The 20,915-nt window shown below is 69.6% G+C and carries 22 protein-coding genes; 6 read left to right on the top strand and 16 right to left on the bottom strand.

Features of this window, described 5'->3' with window-relative positions; all coding sequences use genetic code 11:
- Position 1: 1 nt before the first annotated feature.
- From KBI44_09635 to KBI44_09620, 4 genes are all read left to right on the top strand, one after another.
- Positions 2–325, top strand: coding sequence for a hypothetical protein (locus KBI44_09635; protein MBP9144732.1), 324 nt, complete (start codon positions 2–4; stop codon positions 323–325).
- Positions 322–1,350, top strand: coding sequence for a zinc-binding dehydrogenase (locus tag KBI44_09630; protein MBP9144731.1), 1,029 nt, complete (start codon positions 322–324; stop codon positions 1,348–1,350). The genes KBI44_09635 and KBI44_09630 overlap by 4 nt, the downstream gene beginning before the upstream one ends.
- A gap of 62 nt (positions 1,351–1,412) precedes the next feature.
- Positions 1,413–1,640, top strand: a complete 228-nt coding sequence (locus KBI44_09625) for a type II toxin-antitoxin system HicB family antitoxin (GenBank protein MBP9144730.1) — start codon at positions 1,413–1,415, stop codon at positions 1,638–1,640.
- 1 nt (position 1,641) lies between these two features.
- Positions 1,642–1,881, top strand: coding sequence for a type II toxin-antitoxin system HicA family toxin (locus tag KBI44_09620; protein ID MBP9144729.1), 240 nt, complete (start codon positions 1,642–1,644; stop codon positions 1,879–1,881).
- Positions 1,882–2,050: 169 nt separating this feature from the next.
- Here the strand turns inward: KBI44_09620 and KBI44_09615 are convergent, their stop codons facing one another.
- Together KBI44_09615 and KBI44_09610 are read right to left on the bottom strand one after the other, a co-directional pair.
- Positions 2,051–2,611, bottom strand: coding sequence for a hemerythrin domain-containing protein (locus KBI44_09615; GenBank protein ID MBP9144728.1), 561 nt, complete (start codon positions 2,609–2,611; stop codon positions 2,051–2,053).
- A 160-nt stretch (positions 2,612–2,771) separates the two neighbouring features.
- Positions 2,772–3,119: a cupin domain-containing protein gene (locus KBI44_09610; GenBank protein ID MBP9144727.1), complete on the bottom strand. Its 348-nt coding sequence runs from the start codon at positions 3,117–3,119 to the stop codon at positions 2,772–2,774.
- Between the two features lie 89 nt (positions 3,120–3,208).
- On the opposite strand from KBI44_09610, the gene KBI44_09605 reads away from it, so the two are divergent.
- Positions 3,209–3,934 carry a class I SAM-dependent methyltransferase gene (locus tag KBI44_09605; protein ID MBP9144726.1) on the top strand — a complete coding sequence of 242 codons (726 nt, stop codon included), beginning with the start codon at positions 3,209–3,211 and terminating at the stop codon, positions 3,932–3,934.
- Positions 3,935–4,264: 330 nt separating this feature from the next.
- Here the strand turns inward: KBI44_09605 and KBI44_09600 are convergent, their stop codons facing one another.
- The 5 genes from KBI44_09600 to KBI44_09580 all read right to left on the bottom strand — a co-directional run bounded on the left by KBI44_09600 (position 4,265) and on the right by KBI44_09580 (position 8,946).
- Positions 4,265–4,480, bottom strand: a complete 216-nt coding sequence (locus KBI44_09600) for a hypothetical protein (GenBank protein ID MBP9144725.1) — start codon at positions 4,478–4,480, stop codon at positions 4,265–4,267.
- A gap of 344 nt (positions 4,481–4,824) precedes the next feature.
- Positions 4,825–5,382, bottom strand: coding sequence for a hypothetical protein (locus tag KBI44_09595; GenBank protein ID MBP9144724.1), 558 nt, complete (start codon positions 5,380–5,382; stop codon positions 4,825–4,827).
- Between the two features lie 28 nt (positions 5,383–5,410).
- The gene (locus KBI44_09590) at positions 5,411–5,812 is read right to left on the bottom strand and encodes a hypothetical protein (GenBank protein MBP9144723.1); all 402 of its coding nucleotides are present in this window, start codon (positions 5,810–5,812) and stop codon (positions 5,411–5,413) included.
- Between the two features lie 117 nt (positions 5,813–5,929).
- Positions 5,930–7,768, bottom strand: coding sequence for a 4Fe-4S binding protein (locus KBI44_09585; GenBank protein MBP9144722.1), 1,839 nt, complete (start codon positions 7,766–7,768; stop codon positions 5,930–5,932).
- A gap of 122 nt (positions 7,769–7,890) precedes the next feature.
- A complete protein-coding gene (locus KBI44_09580; protein MBP9144721.1) occupies positions 7,891–8,946 on the bottom strand; it encodes a COX15/CtaA family protein in 1,056 nt (351 codons plus the stop codon).
- A gap of 226 nt (positions 8,947–9,172) precedes the next feature.
- On the opposite strand from KBI44_09580, the gene KBI44_09575 reads away from it, so the two are divergent.
- Complete coding sequence (locus KBI44_09575) at positions 9,173–12,913, top strand: PAS domain S-box protein (protein ID MBP9144720.1); 3,741 nt, start codon at positions 9,173–9,175, stop codon at positions 12,911–12,913.
- Positions 12,914–12,917: 4 nt separating this feature from the next.
- Here KBI44_09575 and KBI44_09570 read toward each other — a convergent pair whose 3' ends face one another.
- From KBI44_09570 to KBI44_09530, 9 genes are all read right to left on the bottom strand, one after another.
- On the bottom strand, positions 12,918–13,361 hold the full coding sequence (locus KBI44_09570) for a CopD family protein (protein ID MBP9144719.1): 444 nt from the start codon (positions 13,359–13,361) through the stop codon (positions 12,918–12,920).
- Between the two features lie 145 nt (positions 13,362–13,506).
- Complete coding sequence (locus KBI44_09565) at positions 13,507–13,761, bottom strand: ferredoxin family protein (GenBank protein ID MBP9144718.1); 255 nt, start codon at positions 13,759–13,761, stop codon at positions 13,507–13,509.
- 304 nt (positions 13,762–14,065) lie between these two features.
- Positions 14,066–14,767 carry a hypothetical protein gene (locus KBI44_09560; GenBank protein ID MBP9144717.1) on the bottom strand — a complete coding sequence of 234 codons (702 nt, stop codon included), beginning with the start codon at positions 14,765–14,767 and terminating at the stop codon, positions 14,066–14,068.
- Between the two features lie 19 nt (positions 14,768–14,786).
- Positions 14,787–15,629 carry an ABC transporter permease subunit gene (locus KBI44_09555; GenBank protein ID MBP9144716.1) on the bottom strand — a complete coding sequence of 281 codons (843 nt, stop codon included), beginning with the start codon at positions 15,627–15,629 and terminating at the stop codon, positions 14,787–14,789.
- A complete protein-coding gene (locus KBI44_09550) occupies positions 15,626–16,087 on the bottom strand; it encodes a hypothetical protein (protein ID MBP9144715.1) in 462 nt (153 codons plus the stop codon). Before KBI44_09550 ends, KBI44_09555 begins: the two co-directional genes overlap by 4 nt.
- Complete coding sequence (locus KBI44_09545) at positions 16,084–16,965, bottom strand: ABC transporter ATP-binding protein (GenBank protein ID MBP9144714.1); 882 nt, start codon at positions 16,963–16,965, stop codon at positions 16,084–16,086. The genes KBI44_09550 and KBI44_09545 overlap by 4 nt, the downstream gene beginning before the upstream one ends.
- Positions 16,955–18,283, bottom strand: a complete 1,329-nt coding sequence (gene nosD / locus KBI44_09540; GenBank protein MBP9144713.1) for a nitrous oxide reductase family maturation protein NosD — start codon at positions 18,281–18,283, stop codon at positions 16,955–16,957. Before nosD ends, KBI44_09545 begins: the two co-directional genes overlap by 11 nt.
- An 86-nt stretch (positions 18,284–18,369) precedes the next feature.
- On the bottom strand, positions 18,370–20,322 hold the full coding sequence (nosZ, locus tag KBI44_09535; GenBank protein MBP9144712.1) for a Sec-dependent nitrous-oxide reductase: 1,953 nt from the start codon (positions 20,320–20,322) through the stop codon (positions 18,370–18,372).
- 23 nt (positions 20,323–20,345) lie between these two features.
- A complete protein-coding gene (locus KBI44_09530; GenBank protein MBP9144711.1) occupies positions 20,346–20,783 on the bottom strand; it encodes a c-type cytochrome in 438 nt (145 codons plus the stop codon).
- Positions 20,784–20,915: the final 132 nt, after the last annotated feature.

The following is a 20,915-nucleotide window of genomic DNA, read 5'->3' as shown; positions in this document are numbered from 1 at the left end:
CTTGACCGATTCGCCGCCAGGCGGCCTGCCGGAAGAGGAAGCCGCCCTCCTCCTGCTCCTGAAACAGGACGAGCATCGCGTCCTTTCGACGGCGGCGCTCGCCGCCGATCCCGCCCGGCTCGCCGCAGGCTGGGAGCGGCGCTTCCTCGCCGACGGGCCGCGCGCCGCCGAAGCGGTGGCGCTCTACGAGGCGCTGGGCTACGAGGTCGAAGCCGTGGCGCTCGCCGGCTCCCACCTGCCGGCCGACTGCACCGACTGCCAGCTCGCGACCCTGCTCGCCTTCAAGACGATCTACACCCGCAAGCCCAAGGAGAACGACCGATGAAGGCCGCCGTCTTTCACGCCGCGCACCGCCCGCTCGAGGTGACCGAGATTCCGACTCCCGAGCCCGGCCCGGGCCAGGTGCTGGTGAAGGTCGCGGCCTGCGGCCTCTGCCACACCGACCTGCATTTCATCGACCACGACACGCCGACCTTCAAGGCGCCGCCGCTGGTCCTCGGCCACGAAATCAGCGGAACGATCGCCGCTCTGGGCGAAGGCGTCACGGGCTGGAAGGCGGACGAGACGGTGCTGCTGCCGGCGGTGCTGACGTGCGGGGTCTGCGCCGCCTGTCGTGACGGGCGCGAGAACATCTGCGACGACAACCGGATGTTCGGCAACCACGTCGACGGCGGCTTCGCCGAGTACGTGGTGGCGCCCGCCAAGGATGTCTACCGCCTGCCGCCGGAGATTCCGCTCGAGGCCGGCTCGATCATCGCCGACGCCATCACGACCCCCTTCCACGCCGTCGTGCGACGCGGCAAAGTGGTCCCCGGCGACTGGGTGCTGGTGTTGGGCTGCGGCGGCGTCGGTTTGAACATCGTGCAGCTCGCGGCGGCGATCGGCGCGCGGGTCATCGCGGTCGACATGGCCGCCGACAAGCTCGCCTGGGCGGGGCGGCTCGGGGCGGAGGTGGTAATCGATGCCTCGAAAGTCGAGCGGCTCGACAAGGAGGTGCGCAAGTGGACTGGCGGCGCCGGCGCCGATACCGCTTTCGAGGCCATCGGCAACGCCAAGACGCAGGAGCAGGCGTTCAACTGTCTGAAGACCGGCGGCCGTCTGGTGCTGGTCGGCTACAGCCCGCAGCCGATGACGCTCAACAGCGGCCGCGTGATGTTCCGCGAGATCGAGGTCACCGGCTCCCTCGGCTGCCGCCCGGTCGACTACCCCAGAGTCATCGAGCTCGCGCGCCAGGGAAAGATCAAAGTGGCCGAGCTCGTCACCCACCGCTTCACCCTCGACCGCATCAACGACGGCCTCGACGCCCTGCGCGCCGGCCTCCCGATCCGCGCCATCGTCGTTCCCGGCTAGGAGTCCGCCAGGCGTAGAGAAGTCCTCCGGGGCTCGTGCTAGCCTCAAGTCGAGGTCGAACAATGAGCCAAGCGATCAAGATCGTCGTCGAGAAACACGCCGACAACTATGTTGCCTATCCACTGGGTATCCGCGGAGCCATCGTGGGCGAAGGCGCGACCTACGAAGAGGCTCTGGCGGACGTGCGTTCAGCCTTGGCCTTCCACCTCGAGACCTTCGGCCCTGGCGCCCTGGATATCGAGAGCCCGGTGCTCGAGGCCTTCGTAGCCGAAGCCGCTATCGCCTCCTGAAGTGCCGAGCTTCCCTGTCGACGCACCCCTCTCGCGCGTACTGCGAGCCCTCGCTCGTCTCGGGTTCGAAGTGGTTCGTCATGGCAACCACGTCTCCCTTCTGCGCATCGCGGCCGATGGGACCCGCATACCGATGACCCTCCCCGGCCATCGCACCATCAAAGGCTCGACTCTTCGAGCCGCCCTGACTCAAGCGAAGATCGATCGCGACGAGTTCCTGGACGCTTACGACCACTCCTGAGCTCCGTGAATTCGTGCCGTAAGAGCCCATCGCCGGCGCGGAAACACGGGCGATGCACGCGTCGCCCGTGCGAGAGAGCCACACCCCTGATCGAAATGTAGGATGCGTCGAGCGCAGCGAAGCGCATCGAAGCGCATCGATTGCGTCCGGCATCTCGCGACTGTCTCGCCTAGCGCGCGCCCACCGCGCTGCGGGCTCCGCCCCGGACGGCGACGCCGCGGTTCCGCGCCCAGGCGGCGCCCATCTCTTCGAGGAGGTCGGCGGCGAGGAGCTGCTCGGCCATCGGGAAGAGGACGACCTCCTCCTTGTGGAAGTGGCTGCGCGCCTCGGCGATCGCGGCGGCCAGGTGCTGGCGCGCGGCGCCGGCATCGCGGCTCGTCTGGACCTTGGCGAGCTCGCCTTCGATCTCTTCGTGCTCGGCGCGCATCGCGGTCACCGGACCGCCGCCCGGCATCACGCGGTCCAGCGCCGCGAAGAACGGATCGTTCTCGAAATGGGCGTGGGCGAGGATCGCCGCTTCGAAGAGCACGGCGGAGGTCTGGAGCTCGGCGAGCTCCGCCCCGGCCAGCCGCCCCTCGATGGCGTTCATCAGCGTGTAGAGCGATCCGTGTTCGCCGTAAAGAGCGTCGGTGATGCGCATGGTCGGTCTCCTGCCGCGGACGTGGGTATTCACCTGGCGGCAGTCGAACCGTAGCGCCGGATCTTCCGGGGCGAGAATGACGCTCGTCATACGTGATCTTTCGGGGACGCACAGCGGGGGTGCAAAGCGGGCCACGATCGCCAGCGCTCACGGCCCCCCGCTGCAGGTCCCCAGATGGGTGCACCGACCGGTCTCGCACGCCCCGATAGTGAAGGCCCGGTGCCAAGGCCAGCCTTTGCCGCGCAGACTCCTAGGCCGGCTTGGCGTCGCGCAGCATCAGGAGGAGCATCCGCGCCGCTTCCGGCGCCTCGACCGCATGGGGGACGTCGGCCGGCATCTGCACAATCGTCCCGGGAGTCGCCTGCACGGGGACGCCGCCGATGGTGAGCGTGAGCTCGCCTTCGAGCACCATCACCAGGGCATCGAAGGGCGAGGTGTGCTCGGTGAGCCCCTGCCCGGCGTCGAAGGCGAACAGGGTGAGATTGCCGCCGCCGGTGCGCGCCAGGACACGGCTTGCGATCCCCTGCTCGGTCGGGGTGATGAGGTCGTGCAGCGCGAGCGCCTGGGCGGCCGGAATGGTCTGCTTCGTGGTGGACATGAGTCCCCCTCCTCGCCGGTGGTCGAGAGAGCCACGGAGAGATTCCCCGGTGCGAGCCGCCGTCGATCCCTGCATGCTACGTTACCGGGATGACTTCGCCCGCCGGCTCACCCTGGAGCGCTCCGTCGGTCGTCGCCGGCTTCGCGAGCTCCGCACCGAACCCGGTCCTGATGCGCTTCGCCGAGGCGGAGCTGCAGCGCGTCGCGACCGCGCGGCCGCGCCCCTTCCGGGCGCTCGACCTCGGCTGCGGCGCGGGAAGGAACGCCGTGCCGCTCGCCGGCCTCGGCTGGTACGTCGTCGGGCTCGACAACTCGCTGCCGATGCTCGCCGCGGCGCAGGCGCGCACCGGCACGGCGGCCATCGCCGAGGGCGGAGGCGGACTGCACCTCGCGCTCGCCGCCATGGACCGAATACCCCTCCCCGACGCGAGCTGCGACCTCGTGATCGCGCACGGCATCTGGAACCTGGCGCGCTCGGCGGCCGAGCTCCGGCAGGCGCTACGCGAGGCGGGCCGGGTCGCCGCTCCCGGCGCCGGGCTCTTCGTCTTCACCTTCTCGCGCAATACCTTTCCGTCCGCGACCGCGCCGGTCGCCGGAGAGCCGTTCGTCTTCACCCAGTTCTCCGGCCAGCCGCAGTGCTTCCTGACCGCGGAGCAGTTGATCGGCGAGCTGGGCGAGGCCGGCTTCGCTCCCGACCCGGCAGTAGCCTTGACCGAGTACAACCGGCCGGCGGCCGGAGCGCGGCCGGTAGCGCCGGAATCCGCCCCGCCGACCCGCCCGGTCATCTACGAAGCCGCCTTCCGTTTCCGCCGCTGAGCCGCCTGCCCTTAGGGGTGGAGCCACGGCCGGGCCGGAGGACAAGCTTCAGTCCACCGGGCATTTTCGCCCGCGAAGGATCTGGCGCATGCAGGCGCTCGGCTTCCGGTTCTTCCACCACGCAGTCTCGGCCGCTCTCCTCTCGGCTCCGTCCTCTTCAATCCTCGCTTCGCCCCCACAGGGCGGGAGCGTCTGTCGGCGCTTCGACACCGCCGAAGGAGCGATAGCGGTGCAGTCTCTCCGCGCCGCGGCACCGCACTTCGACGACGGCTTCGAGCGCGGCAGCCACGCCAACTGGAGTGTGACCGTACCCGTGAGCCCGGCCCGGCGTCACCCGAGGATCGACCGCAGCACCGGGGCGATGGCGATCGGGCAAGCGTGACGCAGCAGCCTGAGGACCAGAAAGCGTGCGAAGGGCGCCGTCTCGACGGCGGACAGGAGGATGAGCTGGAAGGCCAGCAGCGGATGCGGCCAACGCACCGTGCCGCAGCCGATGGGCGCGACATGCTCCTGGAAGTGGTGGATCTCGACGATCGAGCTTTCCACGTCCAGCGTCAGCGCCTCTACTCCGAGAATCCGCGGAGCCGCTCGAGGACCCGCGGCGGCGCCGCCAGATCGAGCGCGAATCGAGGCTCCGCAAGGGAGGTCGGAGTCGATGCCGCCGACCGATGCCTGACACCGTGCGGTCGCTTTGGGAGCGTCACCTCGGCAGTGCCTCTACCTCCATGGACGACGTCCTTGAACAACGCTGTCTCGCCGGGCTTGGAGCAACTCCGCGAGATCCACCTCGCCGCCTTGTCCGGAGATCCGGGCGAATTCACCCGAGCCAGAGAGTCGTTGCATCGAGACCGCCGCACGGGGCGTGCGCACCTTGCAGGAGACAGCGCGCCTCAGTGCGCGTGCGCTGGCTTCGCCTCGGGCGGCTTCGCGTAGCCCGGGAAACGGTGGGCGGCGTAGCGTGCATGACAACCGACGCAACTCTCCGTCAACTTGTAGAGGTAGAACGGCACCAGATCCGCCTGATGTTCCCGCGCGGCCTCGGCCAGCCTGCCGGCGAGCTCGTGAAACTCTCCGTCGCGCTCGAGAAATGCCGCGGGGAGCAGTCGTTCGAGCTCCTCGCGCTGAGCGTCGGTGAGCTTCTGCGCCAGCACGTAGCCGGCGCGCATGCGCTCGGCGAGGCGTGCGGTCGCCTCCGAGTCTCCGGAGACGATGGCCGGGACGAGCTCGAGCATCGCGCCCTGGAGCGCCACCATCTCGTCGCGGAAAAGCCCGCGCAGCTCCGGCGACAGCTGCTGGATCGGTCCGGTAGGCGCTACCGCCGGCGCGGCGGGAGGAGCGGACACCGCGTGCTCATGCTGCTGGGCGCCGCCGGCGACGGCACAGGCGGCTAGAAGCGCCAGGACCAGATACCCGGAAGCGTTGAAAGCACCTGATCTTCTGCACTTCATGAAGACCTCCTCGTGAACCGTTGTGGAATCACCATTCTCGCGCCAGCAGCCGACGCCGGGCGATCCGCGCGATTGCGACCCAGACCAGTGTCCGCAGGCTCATGGCCACTACCGTGCGCGTCTCGTAGGCTCCGCCGGCGAGCACGTGCGCGCCGAGGGCGGCGAAGACGAGGGCGGTCGCTGCGGCAACGAAGAGCGCCAGCAGGGCGGCCCAGCGCCGCCCGAGCCAGATCCCCACTCCAGCGGTGACGTAGGCGAAGCCCGCGAGGAAATTGAACCAGAGCACGAAGGGGACGTAGTTCCCGGCCGCCGCGCGGGCCTCGCCGCTGCCGAAGAGCACCGCGCCGCCCTCCTTCAAAGTCATCACGCCAAAGACGACGGCGATCACCGAGATCACCCAAATCGTGGCTCCGCGTCGGTCACCTTCCATGCTCTATCCCCCTCTGGTGCCGTGCCCTCGAGGCAGGCTCGTGGAGCGAGACCACTCCGAATCTCGGCCCTGGCGGCGCTCCACTCTGGAACCGGCAGGGACCGGCTACTCGCGAGGTCACCTCGAGCTGGGACTGCGCCCCGCAGGGGGTTCTCTACCCGCAGGACAGATCGCGGCCAGCGCTTCGGCCTCGCCGCCTCGCCCCTGACGATCCAGGAGCGCCGCCAGGTTGAAGCAGGGGAGCGCCCAGGTCGGGGCCCGCCAACGGGCTTCGCCGAGCAGCGCCTCCGCCTCCTTCATGTCGCCGAGCTCGCCGACGAAGTAGCCGAGATTGTTGAGCACTTCGGCATCCTCGGGTGCGAGCTCGCGCGCCCGCCGCAGCGCAGCGACCGCCTCGACGACCCGGCCACCTGCCGCGAGGACGACCCCCAGTCCGTAGTGTGCGGGCGCGAGCGTCGAATCGGCGGCGATCGCCGCGCGCAGCTCCCGCTCAGCCTCGGCGAAGCGTCCCTGCGAGGCGAGCAGCTCGGCGAGATCGAGGCGCGCCGCGACGTTTTCAGAAACGAGCTGCAGCAACGCCTCCTCTGCGAGATCCGCTCTGCCCAGAGAGCGCGCCAGCTCGGCGCGCCGCGCCGGGATGTCCGGAGGGAGCATCCAGCCCCAGCGTTCGCGCGCCTCGAGATGGGCGAGGGCACGGCGGGCGATGCTCCCGGCATCGCCCCCGCTGGCGGCCGACTGCCTCCAGTCGTCCCAGGCCAGGTCGCCCCGCCACTCGTGCCAGCGAACGACGCCGGCCTGGGCCGTCGCGGTGACGGCGGCGGCCGCAGCGGCGGCGAAGATCCAGCCGCGCGCGGTCACCCTGTCGCCGCGACGGAGCGACCAGCGCTGAAAGCGCACCTCCCCGCCGCGCAAGAGCCGCAGCGCGAGCACAGAGACGAAGGCGAGGCACGCCGCCAGGGTGAGCGCAAGCAGGAATGGAACGACGCGGTAGAGGCCGCGCAGGGCCGGCAGCGCGAGCAGGAAGACCGCCAGGGCGAGTCCCTCCTCGAGGCGCTCGAAGTGCGAGGCGCGCGGCACTCCCCTCCTCCCGAAACCCGGCGGCCGGTGGGCGGCGAGCTCGAGCCCGCGCGTCGGGCAGACCGCGATGCAGTCGAGATCCTTGAGGCAGTCTCCGCTGGTCACCGCGCCGTGGCGGCGGACCTCTTCGAACACCGAGATGCCGGAGTCGCAGACCGCGGTGCAGCGGCCACAGGCCGTGCAGTCGCCGGAGAGCACGACACGGCGGCGGGCGAAGCGATCGGTGAGCGAGAACACCGCACCGTAAGGGCAAAGGTTGCGGCAGAAGGCCCGGGTGCCGAGCAGCCAGATGGCGACGAAGCCGCAGTCCACGAAGGTCAGGAGGGTGATCCCCGGCCCGGGAAGGTTGCGCGCGAAGTCGGTGGTCAGAAAGGACGCCCAGCCCTCGCCGTCACCCAGCACCCGCAGCCGGAACTCCGGGCGCGCTCCGAGAGTGGCTTCCGCCGCCGGCACGCGCTGCACCAGCAGCCGCGCCACCTGCGGCCAGACGAACATGTAGAAGGCCGCTCCGGCGGCGATCCAGCGCAGCGCGCGCGAACGGAAAGGCACCGGCCGGACCCCGAGCCGCCCGAGCATCGCCGCCGCGAGATCCTGCAGGGCGAGCAGGTGACACCCCCACGAGCAGAAGAAGCGGCCGAAAAAGAAGACCGACACGACGGCGGTCGCCATCAGCAGGAAGCCGGCGGTCACCACGCCGAGCTCGAGCGTGTGCATCACCTCGTTGAGCTCGAGCGGCGCGAGGGTCCGTCCGTGGAGCTTCCAATGGGCGATGTGCAGGCCGATCAGCAGATGGACGCCGATCAGAACGGCGGCGCGACGCCGTGAAATGCGGCGCAAATCGGCGGCGGAGCGCGGCGCAGGGGAGTCCAAGGTAGCCATTCTTGGACCTTCCGGCGACGGCGGACATGACCGCCGTCATACGGGCCGGTTCCGCCTCTCCGCCCGTTGCGTCGCGGCGAGCGCCCGGCCGGCCGGCGCTACCGGCTCGCTGGATGGGCTGATTACGTCTCCGCCCCGCCTTGAAGGACCACATGCAGCGAGACGATCGTACAGGCGAACAACAGCAGCGCCGAGAGTTGATGGGCTGCCGCCGGAACCGTCGAGACTCCCGAGAGCACGGTGGTGATGCCGAGCCCAGCGGTCGCCAGGGCGGCACCGGCGACCGCGAGCGCCGCGCGGTGCCGGGGGCGACTGGCCGGTCGCGCGAAGCTCGCGGCGAGTTGACCGAGAGCGAGCACGGCGATCGCGACGCCGCATCCACGGTGGACGAAGTGGATCGTGACCAGGTCGTCGACCAGGCTGCGCGGCCAGGGGTCGAGGGCGAAGAGCCGCGCCGGGATAAGCTCGCCCGCCATCCGAGGGAAGGTCGGGAAGAGGTATCCGGCGTGGGTCCCCGCCATGAGCGCTCCGCCGAGCACCTGCGCGAAGACCGCGGCGACGATTGCGCCGGCAAGCCATTTGGCAAGGCTTCCGCGCCGGGCGGAGCGTGGGAGCCGCGGCCGCCCGATTCCGAGGGCGAGCCAGAGCATCGCGCCGAAGATCAGGAAGGCCAGTCCGAGGTGCGCCGCGAGCCGCAGAGGACTGACCCGCGGCTCCGCGACCAGCCCACTGCGCACTAGAAACCATCCCATGGCTCCCTGGAGCGCCATCGCCGCGAGCACTGCGACCAGCGGACCGCCCGCGCTGGGCGGCAAGCGCCGGCGCCAGGCGAAGACCGCGAGCGGCACGGCGAAGATCAGGCCGAGGAGCCGGGCGAGCAGCCGATGCACATACTCCCAGGCGAAGATCCCCCGGAACTCGTCGAGGGTCATGGCGGGATTGACGATCCGGTACTCGGGCGTCTCGCGGTACTCGGCGAAAGCCTGCTTCCAGGCCGCCTCGCCGATCGGCGGCAGGATGCCGGTGACCGGCCGCCAGTTCGGAATCGACAGGCCCGAGCGCGTCAGCCGCGTGATCCCGCCGACGCCGACCAGCAGCGCAAGCACGGCGCAGCAGGCGAACAGCCAGCCGGCAACCGCGCGGCGGTCGCGCCCGCGAGCTTCGTCGAACTGCCCCATGGGCGGACTCTCTCAGCACCGCCGACGCCAGGCCCATGACCGTCGTCATCCCTGGCCCGAGCTCGCCTCACTGCGTGCCTCAGCGCTCGCAGGCGTCGGCACCCGAAAAGGCAATCCCAGCGCAGCGACAGGAACCGATCCTTCGATGCGGCCGAACTGATCTACACTCCGTGCGCCGAGTTGCAACATCACGGCTTCGCTGTGAGCCGGCTCGGCTGGGAGGCCCATGAAACGCGCGCTCATCGTCAGCGACGAGCCGAAGATTCGGCAGCAGCTGCGCGATCTTCTGCTTGGGCATGGTTGGAAGGCCATCGAAGCCCGAGACGGCGCGGAGGCATTGACCCTCGCCCGCCAGATGCCGCCGGACGTCACCATCACCGATCTGGGCCTGCCTGCGAAGGACGATTGCGAACTGCTTCGGGAGTGGAGGGCCGACCCCGAGCTCGCAGCCATACCGATCCTCGCCTACCTCGCAGCCCCCACCGCCCCACAGACCGAGAAGCTCACTCTCGATCCGGGTACGAACGCCCTCTTTCTCGACCCAGCGCAGTCGGACAGCTTCCTGGAGCGACTCGATAAGATTGCTGTCCGAGCCGAGCAGGGCACGATCTCCGGCGCTCTAGCGGCCGTCGCGGACGAGAGCCCCGCGCCGGAGGATCGCGACCGGGCGCTCCGGGAGAGCGAGGAACGCTGGCGCCGTCTGGCCGAGGCCACGTTCGAGGGCATCGCCCTCCATGACCAGGGCAGAATCCTGGAAGCGAACCGGGCGTTCTGCGCCATGTTCGGCTACGACCGCGAGGACGAGCTGATCGGCAAGTCCGTCCTGGACCTGGCGGCCCCGGAGTCGCGCGACACCGTGCTGCAGCACGTTCGCAGCGGCAGCGAGCAACCCTACGAAGCCGTCGGCCTGCGCAAGGATGGCTCGCGCATCGTGGCCGAGCTCCGCGGCAGGCTGCTGGTTCGGGGGAATCGGAAGATCCGCATCGTGGCGTTGCGCGACGTCACAGAGCGCAAGCGGGCCGATGCGCGCGTGGCGCATCTGTCGCGCCTCTACGCCACGCTCAGTCAGATCAACCAGACCATCGTCCGCGTCAAGACGCGCGAGGAGCTGTTCCCGGCCATCAGCCGCGCTGCGGTGGTAAACGGTGGACTCGCTCTGGCGTGGATCGGCCTGCTGGACCCCGCGTCGAACATCGTGACCGCCGTCGCCACGTGCGGCGCGGCCGCAGAGCCGGCGGCCGCAGTGCGGATCGACCTGAACGACCCGCTTGTCCGGAACGGCCTGATCGGCCGCGCGCTGCGCAGCGGGCGGCTGGCTTCGAGCGGCGATATCCAGACTGACCCGACTCTCGGTCACATGCAGGCGCTGGCCGAGGCGCACGACCTTCGCGCCGCCGCCGCAGTGCCGTTCCATTGCGGCGGCGAGGCCGCCGGTTTCGTGGTGCTGGCCTCCGCGGAGGCGGACTTTTTCGCCGACGCGGATCTGCAGAGCCTCGTCACCGAGATGGCGACCGACATCTCCTTCGCGCTGGATGCGATGGCGGCGGACGCCCGGCGACGGCGGTCGGAGCTGGCCGAGACGCATGCACGGGCGTTCGCCGAAGCGACCATCCAGAGCCTTCCTGGCATCTTCTATCTGTTGACCGCCCAGGGCCGCTTCGTCCGCTGGAACGCGGGCTTCGAGGCCATCAGCCGCTACACGGGAGAAGAGATCGCCGGCCTGCACGCCCTGGACTTCTTCACCGGCGAGGAGAAGGAGTTGGTGCAGCAGCGGATCGCGATCGTCTTCGCCGAGGGTGCGTCCGACGTCGAGGCGCACTTCACCGCCAAGGACGGCACACGCACCCCCTACTACTTCACCGGCCGCCGGGTACTGCTGGACGGCCAACCACATCTGGTGGGCATGGGCGTGGATATCGGCGCGCGCAGACGCGCGGAGGCGGAGGCTGGCCTGCTGCGCACCATCGCCCTGGGCGTCGGCGAGGCCGAGGATCTGGACGAGGCGTTGCGCTTCGTCCTGCGTCAGGTGTGCGAAACGACCGGCTGGACGATGGGCGAGGCCTGGCTGCCGAACGCGGACCGTTCGCGGCTGGAGTGCCACCCGGTCTGGCACGGCGTCGCGTCGGGGCTCGCGGAGTTCCGGCAGATCAGCCGGCAGCTCAGTTTCGCGCCCGGCGAAGGCCTGCCCGGGCGCGTCTGGCAGACGAGACAGGCGGAGTGGATCGCGGACCTCGGCCCGCGCTCGCGCTTCCCGCGACTGGAGGTCGCCCGCCGGGCCGGGCTCGCCGCGGGGCTCGGCGTGCCCGTATTGGCGCACGGCGAGGTCGTGCTGGTGCTGGACTTCTTCCTCTTCGAGCCGACCGACGAGGATGTGCAGCAGATGAGATTGATCGCGGCGGTCGCGGCACAGATCGGCTCGTTGATCGGGCGCAAGCAGGCGGAGGCCGCGAGAGCCGCCAGCGATTCGCACTTCCGCAGGTTGATCGAGAACGCTTCGGATCTGGTGACCCTGGTGGACGCGCACGGCGTGGTCCGCTTTCAGGGTCCGTCGAGCGAGCGCCTGCTCGGTTACACACCCGAAGAGATGAGGAACGCTCCGACCTTCGAACGGATTCATCCCGACGACGTGCCGGGGGTCGCCGCCGCCATCGATCGCGCACTGACGAGCCCGGGGGCCTCCACGAGCGTGGAGTATCGCTTCCGACACAAGGACGGCTCGTGGCGCATGCTGCAGTCGATCGGCCGGGGCATCGCGGACTCCTCCGGCGAGAGCGTCGTCGTCCTCAACTCGCGTGACGTGACGGAACATCGGGAGCTGGAGCAGCAACTGCGCCAGTCGCAGAAGATGGAGGCCATCGGCCTTCTGGCCGGCGGCGTGGCGCACGATTTCAACAACATCCTCGCGGTGATCCTGATGCAGACAGAGTCGATGCAGGAGAGCCGAGAGTTGCCCACGGCGGTGCAGAAGGGACTGCAGCAACTTCAAACCGCGACCGAGCGCGCGGCGGATCTGACACGGCAGCTGCTGCTCTTCGGTCGCAAGCAGCTCCTGCAGCCGCGCGACCTGGACCTGAATGCGGTCGTGGCCAGCTTCGCCAGGATGCTGCAACGCATCCTCGGTGAGGGCGTGCGTCTGGAGCTCCATCTCCACCCGGCACGCCTGCTGACCCGGGCCGACGCCGGCATGCTGGAGCAGGTGCTGATGAACCTGGCGGTGAACGCACGCGACGCCATGCCCGGAGGCGGATCTCTGCGTATCCAAACGGCGGCACAGGTAGTAGTGGACGACGCCCGGGCGCGCCTGCATCCCGACGCGTCGCCGGGCCGCTACGTCTGCCTCCAGGTCAGCGACACCGGCTCCGGCATCGCGCCGGAGGATCTGCCGCACGTCTTCGAACCGTTCTTCACTACCAAGAGACCGGGAGAGGGGACGGGCCTGGGTCTGGCGACCGTGTTCGGAATCGTGCAGCAGCATGGCGGCTGGATCGACGCCCAGAGCGCGCCGGGACGGGGCACGGACTTTCGCGTCTTCCTGCCGGCGTTGGCGACCGCGGAGGTGGTCACCCAGGAGGCGGCCCGCCCGGCGCCGCGCGGCGGTACGGAGACCATCCTGCTGGTGGAAGACGATCCGGCGGTGCGCGAGCTGGCGCGGGAGATCCTGGAGCAGCGCGGCTACCGGGTGCTGGAAGCGAGCAGCGGGGCGGAGGCTTTGCGCGGCTGGCCGGAGGCGCGCGATCGGGTGGCGCTGCTGCTGACCGACCTGGTGATGCCCGAAGGCGTGGGCGGCCGCGAGCTGGCTGAGCGCCTGCGGGCCGACCGGCCTGGGCTGAAGGTGATCTACACCAGCGGCTACAGCGCGGAGGTCGCCGGGCGGGAGTTCGCACTCTCCAGCGACGAGACCTTCCTCCAGAAGCCCTTCTCCACCGGCGCGCTGCTCGAAGCCCTGCGCCGGTCTCTGGACGGGTGAGCGGTCAGTAGAACCAGCCGGTTCGAAAGGCGACGCCGGCGACCACGAACGACACTGAAACGAGAGTCACGGGGATGATGTGCCAGGCGAGCGAGCGCAGGTTACGCTCCGAAAGGCGCGGAATGAGGCGCAGCCGCGCGTCGAGGGCGAAACCGACCGTGGTCGCGAGCAGGAGGAGCTTGACGCCCACCAGGCGCGCCACCGGGTCGTCGAAAGCGAGCCAACGGCTGATCTCCGGCACCAGGCGGTGCGCCAGCCAGAGACCGGTCGCGACCTGCACGACGAGCGCCGGGATTCCGATCCTCTCGTACGCGGACTCGAACTCCAGCAGCTTCGACGGCGACCGCTCGCGCATCACGCGCGGGAGCACCGTCAGGGCGAGAACCAGGTGCCCGCCGGTCCAGATCGTTGCGGCGAGAATGTGCAGGAGAAGCATCGTGCCGTACATCATCGACTCCTTTCGAAAACGCGAAGGTACCCGCGCCCCACGGAGCCGTCCGGTTCGTGTACCAGCCGCCGGACAGATGGCCGAGCCGTCGGAGGTGGCCCATCGCCGGGCACCTCGCCGGCTGGCTTCGGCCTCTCCACGTCGTTCAGGGACGAGTCAGACCGAAGTGCGCGTAGTTCCGGGCGATGAAGCTGCGCCAATTCGCCGGCACCTCCTCCTCCGGGAAGATCGCCTGCACCGGGCAGGCGTCGACGCAAAGGCCGCAGTCGATGCACTCCTCGGGATGGATGAAAACCATCTCGAGATCCTCGCCTTTGCCGTAGATGCAGTCGACCGGACAGACGTCGACGCAGGCGGTGTCCTTGACGCCGATGCAGGGCTCGGTGATGGTGTGGGGCATGGGTCGGGTCCAGGACTCAGGCGGCCGATAGGCGGGAGATGAGGACGTCGCTCTCGAAGTGAGCGCGGCGACTCAGGTTGGCAAGGAAGCGGGTGGCGAGTGGAAGGTCGGCGGCGTTCTTGCCGATGCGCGCCTGCGGCGAGATTTCCATGGCAGTGACTCCTCGATTCAGTAGATTCAGGTCTTGACGGCGCGGATCCGGCCGACGGCGGATGCAGGTTTGCGCTGGCGGCGCGGGGCGCCGGCAAGAGCGTAGATACCGGAGGCGCGGCCGTCGGGCATGAACTGGGTGCGCACCAGCGGTCTACCGCGGGGCTCTTCGAGCGGTCTCGTCTCGGCCGGCCAGCGTGGATGAGGGGTCGGCCGACGCGGCGGCGCGCCGGGACTCGATCCGACCGACCACCAGGTGCCAGATCGTCAGCGCGGCGACACCGAGGGCGAAGATCGCCATGTAGACGCTCGCCGCGCGCGGCATGCTGGTCACGGTGAAATTCGCGATCTGCTTGGTGCCGAAGACCGCCGGCATGAACGGCTCGATCGTCATCGGCGCCTTCGGGTCGAGGTCGTGGCCGAGGGTGTAGAGCTTGTAAACGAAGCGCGCCAGCGAGAAGAGCGAGAAGTAGAGGGTCATCACCGAGAGATCGATCAGCGCGCGCACGTTGCCCACCGCCGCCACCCGCAGGGTCAGGATGAAGAGCACACCGAGCGCGAACGGAATCCAGTCGAGGTCCGCGAGCGCGGCGCGGTTGAGCGGCGCCATGCCGATGTAGTGGTTGAGGGTGTTGATCTCCTGGATGTCGTTGCCGGCGTTGCCGCCCTCGACCTTGTGGGCGTAGATGTCGAGCGACAGCCCCTGCGGATACTGCGGCGCCTTCATGGAGATATTCCACAACGGTGCCGTGAAGGCGAGGATTAGGGGGAGAACGAGCAGAACCAGGATCGGCCGGCTGCCGAGCCGGATCGGCTCCTCGACGAAACGGTAGAACTTCTCGAGCGCGTCGCGCATGGTGAATCTCCTTGTCGTGTCAGACCAGATCGCCACGGCGGAACCGCCGCCGGCCGGCGAGCCAGGAAAGCGTGCCGAAGAGCGCCGGCCAGCCGAGACCGAGCGCCAGCAGCCCGCCGGAACCGAGCCGCTGCGCCAGGAAGAAGCCGATCGGCCCGAAGGCGTCGAGCTCGGGCACCTGCCCGGCGAGCAGCGCCAGGCGCGCGCACTGCACCGGGTTGGCCGCCGCGAGCAGGAAGAGCGGCGCCGGCTGCAGCCGCCACTGCAACATGAGCCCGATGAGCGCGAAGTCGAGCAGCGCCACCGCCGCGGCCCAGGCGAGGAGAGCCAGAATCGTCGCCTTGGCGCTCTGCGCCACGTACGCCGAGAGTGCCATGCCGAGACCGACGAAAGCCCAGACCAGCGCGGCGGCGACCGCCAGCGTGCGCCCGATCGCGGCCCACGGAACCGGATCGCCGAAAGCGACGCGGGTGACGAGCGGCAGGCCCGCGAGCAGCAGCGCGAGCGGCGCGAGCAGTAGGACGAGCCGCACCAGGGTCACGGCCGTGTAGTAGCCGTCGGGCGAGATCGGATGGCCGAGCAGCAGCTCGAGCGAACCGTCCTCGCGCGCCCGGTTCAGCGTCGGCGCGGTGGCGACGAGCGCCAGGAGCGGCACCAGGAGGACGAGCGCGTGGGTGAAGCCCATCAGCACCCGTCCGGTGCCGGTGAATCCGAGCACCGACGACTCGCGCATCGCGCCGAAAGTGAAGAGCAGCGCGACGAGGCCGTAGAGCAGCCCAGTGACCACCGGCCAGCGCGAGCGCAGCACCTCGCGTGTGTCCAGCCGCGCCAGCGCGGCGATCTCGACCCGCCGCGCGCTCATCGCGAGGCCCCGCCGTGGGCCGGTTCGTCGGCGGAGCGCGAGCGCTCCAGCACGCGGCGCGCCGCCTCGGCCGGCGGAATCGCGCCCGGCGTGCCGGCGGCGACCGCCGCCAGGCCCCAGCCCATCGGCGACTCCCCCACCGGCACGAAGGCGACCTCGCGCTCTTCGCGCCAGCCGCCGTCGCCGGCGAGCCGGAAGAAGACGCGACCCGGATCGTCGTGTTCCCCGCGCCAGGCAAAGAGGCAGCCCGGATCGTCGAAGAAGAGGAGCTCGCCGCTCTCGGACTGCAGCTGGGCGGCGAAGGCGGGCTCGCTCAGGTGCATGCGGCAGTGGGAGCAGGTGGTGCGATCCCAGGCCGGCTCGACCGGGCCGGAGGGCGGCCGCCCGAGGAAGAAGAAGAGGGCGACGAACCCAGCCGCGGCAGCGGCGAGCGCGGCGGCGAAGAGCGCGCGCCTCACGACGGCTCGACCTCGTCGACCGCGATCGTCTCGAGGTCGCGCACGTGGAGGTCGACGAGCGCGCCCGAGAGCCGCTCGGCGAGCAGCGGCAGGAGCACCGCCTTCTGCTCCTGGTCGACCAGCCGGCGCCACCAGCCGCCGACTCCGGGCTGGAAGCCGAGGTCGCCCAGCCACCGCGTGTCGGCGTCGCCGCGCAGTTGCGCCTCGACGACGCTGCGCGTGCGCGTGCGCAGGTAGTCCGCGGCGGAGCCGTCGAAACCGACCCGGCCGTCGGCGAGCGCCACGACGTGATCGATCAGGTGGCGCATCTCGTCGATGCGGTGCGAGCAGAGCACCAGGGTCACCGTCTTCGGCAGCCCGGCGAAGAGCTCGAAGACGCGCTCGCGCGTCTCGGCGTCGAGGCTCGCGGTCGGCTCGTCGAGCACGACGAGCTCGGCCTGCGACGACAGCGCCAGGGCGAGGAGGAGCTTCTGCTTCATGCCGCCCGAGAGCGCCCGGAACGGCACGGCGGCGCGCGCTTCGAGATCGAAATCGAGCGCCCGGGCGACCCGGTCGAGCTCGGCGAGCGGCACGGCGCGCACGGTCGAGATCAACCGGACGAGCTCCGCCACCGGCGCGGCGAGCGCCGGCGCGCTCTGAGGCACGTAGGCCAGCCGGCCGGCCAGGCTCAGGCGCTCCCGGCGCGGATCGAGACCGCCCACCTTCACCTCGCCGTCGAAGCGCAGCAGTCCCATCACGACGCGCAACAGGGTCGACTTGCCGGAGCCGTTCGGCCCGACCAGCCCGACCCGCCGCCCCGCCGGCACAGCGAGGTCGATTCCGGCCAGCGCCCGGACGGGCCCGAAGCTGCGGCCGAGGCCGCGGGTCTCAATCCGCACCGAGAGCCTCCGGCCGGCCGCGACCCATCCAGGGGCGCTCGTCGACGAGCACCGGCTTCGGGCGCAGCAGCGGCAGCACTCGACTCGTGGCGTCGAGGACGAAGAGCGCCGGGGCGCCGCGCAGCAGGTCGATCTGCGGGTGCCGCGCGGCGAGCGATCCGGAGAGGCTGCGCAGCTCGTAGGGCACGTCGCCGACGCCGTCTTGGTCGAGATCGTAGCCGGCGTAGTCGTCGAAATCGTTGCCCGCCCACTCGTTGCCGAGCGCGTCGCCGCCGCCGTCGACTCTCACCTGGGCACCGTTGCCATGCAGGCGATTGCCGCGCAGCCGATTGCCGCGCGTCGAGGCGTGAAACTGGATGCCGAGATCGCAGAGCTCGATGGCGTTGCCGGCGATGGTGTTCAACTGACCCGGCTCGAAAGGCGAGTTGTCGAAGTAGATGCCGACGGCGTTCTGCACCAGGGCGTTGTCGCGCACCGTCACGGCGCTCGACTCCTTGAGCCCGAGGCCCATGCCGGCGGCGCCGGTGGAGGCGGCGAGCAGGTTGCGCTCGAGCGTCAGACCACGCGAATACATCGCGAATATGCCGACCACGTTGCCGACGTAGCGGTTGCCGGTGACGAGGTTGTCGTGGCTGTACATGAAATGCGTTCCGTACCGTCCTCCCGTCACCTCGTTGCCGGCGATCGTGTTGCCGCCCGAATACCAGACCACCATGTCGCGGCTGCCGACGATGCGATTCCCCTCGATTCGCGAATCGCGAGTTTCCCACAATCGGACGGCATCGCCGCGCAGGCCGATCTGCGGCGCGCCCGATCCGACGACCTCGTTGCCGCGCAAGACGACACCGCGGCTCTGCGCGACGATGATGCCGAACAGGGCGTTGACGATCCGGGTGCCATCGACCACGGCGCGGTCACCGCGCACATGGACCGCCGCCTCCTGCAGGTCGAAGCGCCCGCCACTGCCGTCGACGGTCATCCCCGCCAGCCGCGCGCCGGTACCAGCGAGGTGGACGGTGTCGCCGCTCCCCGCGGAGTGAATCACAGCGCTACGCGGCCCCCAGAGGGTCACGCCCTCGCCGAGCGTCGCCGGGCCCGGGTGGATGCCCTCCTCGAGGCAGAAGGCATCGCCGGGGCGGGCCGCGGCGAGCAGAGCGGCCAGCGGCTCGCCGGGCCGGACGGACCGGCACTCCGGCGGGCGCGCGGGCGGGGGCAGGGCCGCCCAGGCGAGAGGCACTCCGGGCGGAGTGAGCGGCCCGCGGGCGCAAGCCAAGGCGACGAGCGCCGGAGCGCCCAGAAGGAAAGCAAGTCTGGTCATGCCGGCTGCCGCCGAACGGGTCAGCGGCCGGAGTCCGGAGCGTGCGTCATCCCGGACTCCGGGCGCTTGAACCTCGCGCCGGTCGATCAGGGCTCCACGAGCAGGTAGCCCGCCATCTCGAGGTGGAGCGCCGAACAGAACTCGGTGCAGTAGAGCGGGAATACGCCCGCCTTTTCCGCCTTGAAGGTGGCGTTCGCGTGCTCGCCCGGCTCCAGGCTGAGGTTGACATTGTAGGACGCGATCGCGAAGCCGTGCGTCGCGTCGTGCGCCTGCTCGATGTTGGTGATGTGGAGATGGACCGTGTCGCCCTTCTTGACCCGGATCGTGTCGGGCGTGAAATGACTGCGCACCGCGGTCATCCGGACGTGGACGCCGTCGGCCTTGCGCTCGATCCCCTCCTGCCCGCCCGCCACCCGGAACGGATCGGGCTCGTCGGTAATCGGGTCGATGCCGGCCGGCGTGTAGGCGGTGATCGACTTGATCTTGTCCGCCTTGATCATCTGCGAGTAGTGCGGCTCGCCGAGCGGAATCGGCAGGTCGGCGAGGAGCTGCATCTTTTCCTCGGCGATGTCGATCAACTGGAAGTTCTGCGGCAGCAGCGGCCCGACGTCGCCGAAGCGGTCGAGCGCCCACTTGTTCATCGCCACCAGGTAACGGCCGTCGGGGTTCACCGTGTCGCCTTCGGCGGCGAGAATGTGACCGATGTTGTAGTGCACCGGGATCTTCTCGATCACTTTGAGGTCCTTGAGCGACCACCTGGCGGCCGCCGACTCGATGAACACCGAGGTGTAGGCGTTGCCCTGGGCGTCGAACTGCGTGTGCAGCGGACCGAGGCCGATTTCGACCTGGCCGCGAATCGACGCCTCGAACGGCAGAATGGGCACCCCGAAAGGATCCTTACCGGCGAACGTCTTCTGGTCGATCAGTCCCTTGATCTTCTCGAAGCTGTAGACCGTGGCGTGGGTGTCGAGCTTGCCCGCGACCACCATCTCCCGTCCATCGGGCGTCACGTCGACGCCGTGCGGACTCTTCGGCTCGCCGATGAAATGGAGGATCCCCTCGTCGATCGCCGTCTGGAGACGCAGGACGCGCGTGCCGTTGATCACCTCCGTCTTGCCGGCCGCGACCAGCTGCTCCGCCGCCTTCCAGTTGATGACGTGGAGGTAGTCCATGTCGTTCTGCGAGGCGCCCGACTCGAGCGACGGGCGTCCTTCGGCGTTGCCGCCGAAGGCCATCTCGGTGTTGAAGCTGTTGAGGAACATCCAGCCGTCGCTCACCAGCTTGCCGGCGTCGGCCAGATCCTGCATGTAGGGCGGCAGCTCGATCGCCCACGACTGCTCGGGAACGATGCGCCCCTTCTCGCGGTCGAACTTCCAGAAGATGACGGCGCTGCGATATTTCTCCTGGTAACTCTCGATCGGCGCGTAGCTGCCGTCGAGCGGCGCCGGGAACTGGCCGCCCTCGATCACGTACTCGGTGTTCGGGGTGACGAACGTGGCGCCATGGTCGCTGCGGATCAGGTTGCTGTAGACGATCTGCTTGGTCGCGAAGTCGTTCAGGCTCACCACGGCGACGCGGGCGTTGGCCTTGTCATTGATGAACACGTACTGGCCATCGTAGTCGCCGGCGGTCTCGGACAGCGCCGGATGATGGGTGTCGGCCCAGTTGAGCTGTTTGCCGTCGCGGTCACCCGAGCGCAGCAGGGCGTCGGTCTGGTCGCCGTAGCCGTAGCCCTGCCAGGGCTCGGGCGTGAACACGGCGATGTACTTGAGGATGCGCATGCTGGGCACGCCGATCACGATCAGCTGGCCGCTGTGGCCGCCCGACGCGAAAATGTAGTACTCGTCCTTGACGCCGGTCGGCGTGTAGGTCTTGAGCGCGGCGATGACGTTCTCCTCGCTCAGGTTGCGGGCCTGCATCAGGCGCTGGATGGTGGCCGTCGAGCCGTTGGATTCTGCCGGCGACTTGCTGCAGGCCGACGCCAGCAGGAGGGCGGCACTACCGGCGAGGATGAGAGAAGAAGACCGGGTGCGGTTCATGGAAGCTCTCCTCGAGTCGGGAATCAGGGTTTGGCGAGCGCGCGCACTTTGGCGCGCAGCGCGGCGACGACTTCCTTCTTGGCCATCAGATCGGGATTCGGCGGCATACCGGCGCTCCGGCCGACCGCGATGCCACCGTAGGCGATGATCTTCTCGAGGTACTCGTCGGTCACCGTCGCCTGCCAGGCCGCGTCGGAGAGGTTGCGCGGCGGCGGCACCAGACCGAGCGAGCCCGGACCGTCACCCTTGCCCTGCGGACCGTGGCAGGTCACGCAGCGGCTGACGAAGATCTCCTCGGCGAGCTTGGCCGAGGAGCCCGCCGCCTGCGGCGCAGGGGGTTTCGCCGCAGCCACCGGCGCTGCCGCGGGCGCCGGCTTGGATTCGGCGCCGCAGCCGGCGAGTCCGAGAAGAACGAGCAGAAGACTGGCGCCGGTGCCAGCGGACATCGTGAATTTCGACACTGAGTGATCCTCCATGGCTGTGGGACGTCGAGATGGAAGCCATCAGTAGAGTAGTTTGAGGAAACGTAGCGCCCGTATGATCGGTGTCATACCCTAAGTTGCGCGGAAGGAATGCCCACCCCTCGGGGTAGG

The organism is Thermoanaerobaculia bacterium (assembly GCA_018057705.1).
Lineage (GTDB): Bacteria > Acidobacteriota > Thermoanaerobaculia > Multivoradales > JAGPDF01 > JAGPDF01.
This window is presented reverse-complemented; position numbering and strand designations above follow the sequence as displayed.